Genomic DNA, 3,275 nt, shown 5'->3' with positions numbered 1-3,275 from the left:
GCAAGCCGGGCGCCTACAGGGGCTGGAGTCGCTCGCCCAATTGATTGTTATCGGCCAATTCCAGGAACTCATCCCCCAAGCGCCGGCTCTCGCTCATCGCGGTTTGCCAGTACTTGTTGCGGCTCGCGTCATCGCCCATGAAACGCTTGAAGTCACTGCGGTCCGGCAGCTTGCCGTGGGGCAGGCGGGCCAGGTAGTCCTTGGACGGGGCGAGTAGCAACACATCCTGCAAGCCCTGTTGATTGCTGCGCCGCCACGGCAGGCCTTTGTCGAACCAACCGGGGATGACTCGGTCGGTGAAGTGCGGGTAAAGCACGATGTCATCGCCGTGGTAGGGCAGGTCGAGGTGGTAGTCCAGCAGGCCGCCGTCGCGGTAGGTGCCCGCGCCCGCGCCTGGCAGGTCGCGCACGCCTTGCATCACCATAGGGATCGAGCCCGAGGCCAGCAGCGCCTGGCGCAGGTTACCCAATTCCAGGTCGAGGAAGCGCGACGGGAAATCCTGCAACGGATGCACCGGTGGTGCCTGGCGCGGGTCGTGGATGATCAGTCGCTCGAAATGCCGCGACAACCGCGCGCGGCCCCGCAGGTTATCGGCGATCACTGACGACAGGCCCAGCCCGAGGCGGCCACGGTGGTCGTCGGCGAGCAGGCCATGGCTTTTGACCACCATGATGTTCAGGCGGTAGTCGCGGTTGTCCAGCACCCGTGCATCACGGCCGGCGAGCAAGTCGTCGAGCATGCGCTGGCAACTGCGGCTGACTTCGGCCATGGTCACGCCTTTGGCAAAACGTTGTTCGTTGTACAGGCGGCCGAGATCGAGCAGGCCTTGCACCGGGTCGGGCAAGCAGGCGCTGGCAAACCGCCAGGAACCGATGGACGCGCCGATCAGCGCGCGCTCCCGTGGCATGCGGGGCAGCCAGTCGCCGAACAGCGCCAGGTCCAGGCCCTGGATACCCAAGGCCTTGGGGCCGCCGGCCGCACCGGGTAGGATGCCTACATCGGCCGGTTTGAGGCCTTGCTCACGAATGCGCGTAAAGGCGCGTTTGCCGGCCTTGAGGGTCAGGGCAGGAAACTTGATGTGGATGGCAGTCATACCAGTCTCAGTTAAAGCGAGCGGATCAGTATAAGAAATCTCGCACAACAGTTGGGGAAATGGACTGTCGGCAATTGCCATGGTGGCAATTCAGTTTCAGTTAAGTTGCGGCGGTTAACGTGGCAACGTCAAGAAACAACAGGATTGGTAATGAAGGTATATCGACGCACGGGCGGTCGAGTGGCGCTGGTGTTGCTGCTGATCAGCTCAGGCCTGGCGGCCCATGACCTCGGACAGGACGAAGCGCTGCGCCTGCGCCAGAAGGGGGTCATTGCACCCCTGGAAGATTTGTTGGGGCCGGCGTTCGCGCGCTACCCTGGGTCCAAGCTGCTGGACGCCGAGCTGGAAGAACACGACGACCGGCCGGTGCGCTATATCTATGAAATCGAACTGTTGACCGCCGACGGCGTGGTGCGTGAAATCGAGCTGAATGCCAGCACCGGCGAGCTGCTCAAAGATAAGGAAGACGACTGATGCGCCTGCTCCTGGTGGAAGACAATGTGCCCCTGGCCGATGAACTGTTGGCCGGCCTGCAGCGCCAGGGCTATGCCGTCGACTGGCTGGCCGATGGGCGCGACGCTGCGTACCAGGGCCGCAGTGAACCCTACGACCTTATTATCCTCGACCTCGGTTTGCCTGGCCTGCCGGGGCTTGACGTGCTGGCGCAATGGCGAACTGCCGCCTTGGCCACGCCGGTGCTGATCCTCACTGCCCGGGATTCGTGGGCCGAGCGCATCGAAGGGCTCAAGGCCGGTGCCGACGATTACCTGGCCAAACCGTTTCACCCTGAGGAACTGTACCTGCGCATCCAGGCGCTGTTGCGTCGCTCCCACGGCCGTGCCAATCAGCCCACGTTGCAGGCGGCGGGCTTGCACTTGGATGAAGGCCGTCAATGCGTGTTGCGTGACGGCGAAGAGATCCAGCTGACCGCCGCCGAATTCCGTCTGCTGCGTTACTTCATGCTGCACCCCGAACAAATCCTCTCGAAAAGCCACTTGGCCGAGCACCTCTATGACGGCGAGACCGAGCGCGATTCCAACGTGCTGGAAGTCCACGTCAACCACCTGCGACGCAAATTGGGCCGCAGCGTGATCGAAACCCGGCGTGGCCAGGGTTACCTGTTTGGCGCAAGCCCCGTATGAGGTCGATTCAACGGCGCCTCAGCTTGGGGCTGATCAGTGTGATGGTGGTCGTCGGCGTGGCGCTGGCGCAAACCAGCCTGTGGTTGTTCGAAGCGGGGTTGCAGCGCTACCTGGAAGCCGGGCTGCGCAATGACGCCGAGAACCTGCTGGTGGCGCTGGTACGCGCGGCAGGCGGCGTGCAGTTGGATGAGCAGCGCTTGTCGCCGGCCTACCAACGGCCGTTTTCCGGGCATTACTTTCGCATTGATTTTGACGATACCCACTGGCGCTCGCGTTCGCTGTGGGACCAGGAACTGCCACGCCTGCCCGAGATCGGGCTCAAGGGCAACCTGCAATTGGGGCCGGAAGGTCAGCAACTGCTGGTGCTGCGCGCCGACTACAAGCGCTATGGCCGGTTGATCTCGATCAGCGTGGCTCAGGACTACACGCCCGTGCGGGAAAGTTTTCGCCTGATGCGTCGGATTGGCCTGATCCTCGGCCTGGCCGCGCTATTGTTGGTGTTGATCCTGCAGCGGGTTACCGTGCGCCGTGCGTTGCGCCCGCTGGAAACCGCGCGCGAACAGATCGCCCAATTGCAACAAGGCCAGCGCTCGCAACTCGACACGCAGGTGCCGCTGGAGCTGGAACCGCTGGTGGCGCAGATCAACCACCTGCTGGCCCACACCGAAGACAGCCTCAAGCGCTCGCGCAATGCCCTGGGCAACCTGGGCCACGCCCTGAAAACCCCGCTGGCGGTGTTATTGAGTGCGGCCTCGAGCGAAGCCCTCAAGGACCACCCCGAATTGAGCAAACTGTTGCGCGACCAACTGGAGCAGGTGCAGCAACGCCTCAACCGCGAGCTCAACCGCGCACGCCTGGCCGGTGAAACCCTGCCAGGCGCGTTGTTCGACTGCGAAAAAGAACTGCCCGGCTTGCTCGCCACGTTGACCATGATCCACGGCGAACACCTGGACCTGAGCTACCACGTGCCCCCTGGCCTGCAACTGCCCTGGGACCGTGAGGATTTGCTGGAGCTGCTGGGCAACCTGCTGGACACCGCC

General features: G+C 63.4%; 4 protein-coding genes. 3 read left to right on the top strand and 1 reads right to left on the bottom strand.

Annotation, left to right across the window (positions count from 1 at the left end):
- Positions 1–13: 13 nt before the first annotated feature.
- Positions 14–1,093: a patatin-like phospholipase family protein gene (locus HX803_RS30720; RefSeq protein WP_178925842.1), complete on the bottom strand. Its 1,080-nt coding sequence runs from the start codon at positions 1,091–1,093 to the stop codon at positions 14–16.
- Positions 1,094–1,243: 150 nt separating this feature from the next.
- On the opposite strand from HX803_RS30720, the gene HX803_RS30715 reads away from it, so the two are divergent.
- From HX803_RS30715 to HX803_RS30705, 3 genes are all read left to right on the top strand, one after another.
- On the top strand, positions 1,244–1,567 hold the full coding sequence (locus HX803_RS30715; protein ID WP_178925841.1) for a PepSY domain-containing protein: 324 nt from the start codon (positions 1,244–1,246) through the stop codon (positions 1,565–1,567).
- Entirely contained in the window at positions 1,567–2,235 is a 669-nt protein-coding gene (locus HX803_RS30710) for a response regulator transcription factor (protein ID WP_178925840.1), read from the top strand. The genes HX803_RS30715 and HX803_RS30710 overlap by 1 nt, the downstream gene beginning before the upstream one ends.
- Positions 2,232–3,275 (top strand): ATP-binding protein (locus tag HX803_RS30705; RefSeq protein ID WP_178925839.1); only part of this gene is annotated, 1,044 nt, incomplete at its 3' end. The genes HX803_RS30710 and HX803_RS30705, both read left to right, overlap by 4 nt.

It is taken from the genome of Pseudomonas sp. P7548 (assembly GCF_013386585.1).
In the GTDB taxonomy this organism is placed as follows: Bacteria; Pseudomonadota; Gammaproteobacteria; order Pseudomonadales; family Pseudomonadaceae; genus Aquipseudomonas.
This window is presented reverse-complemented; position numbering and strand designations above follow the sequence as displayed.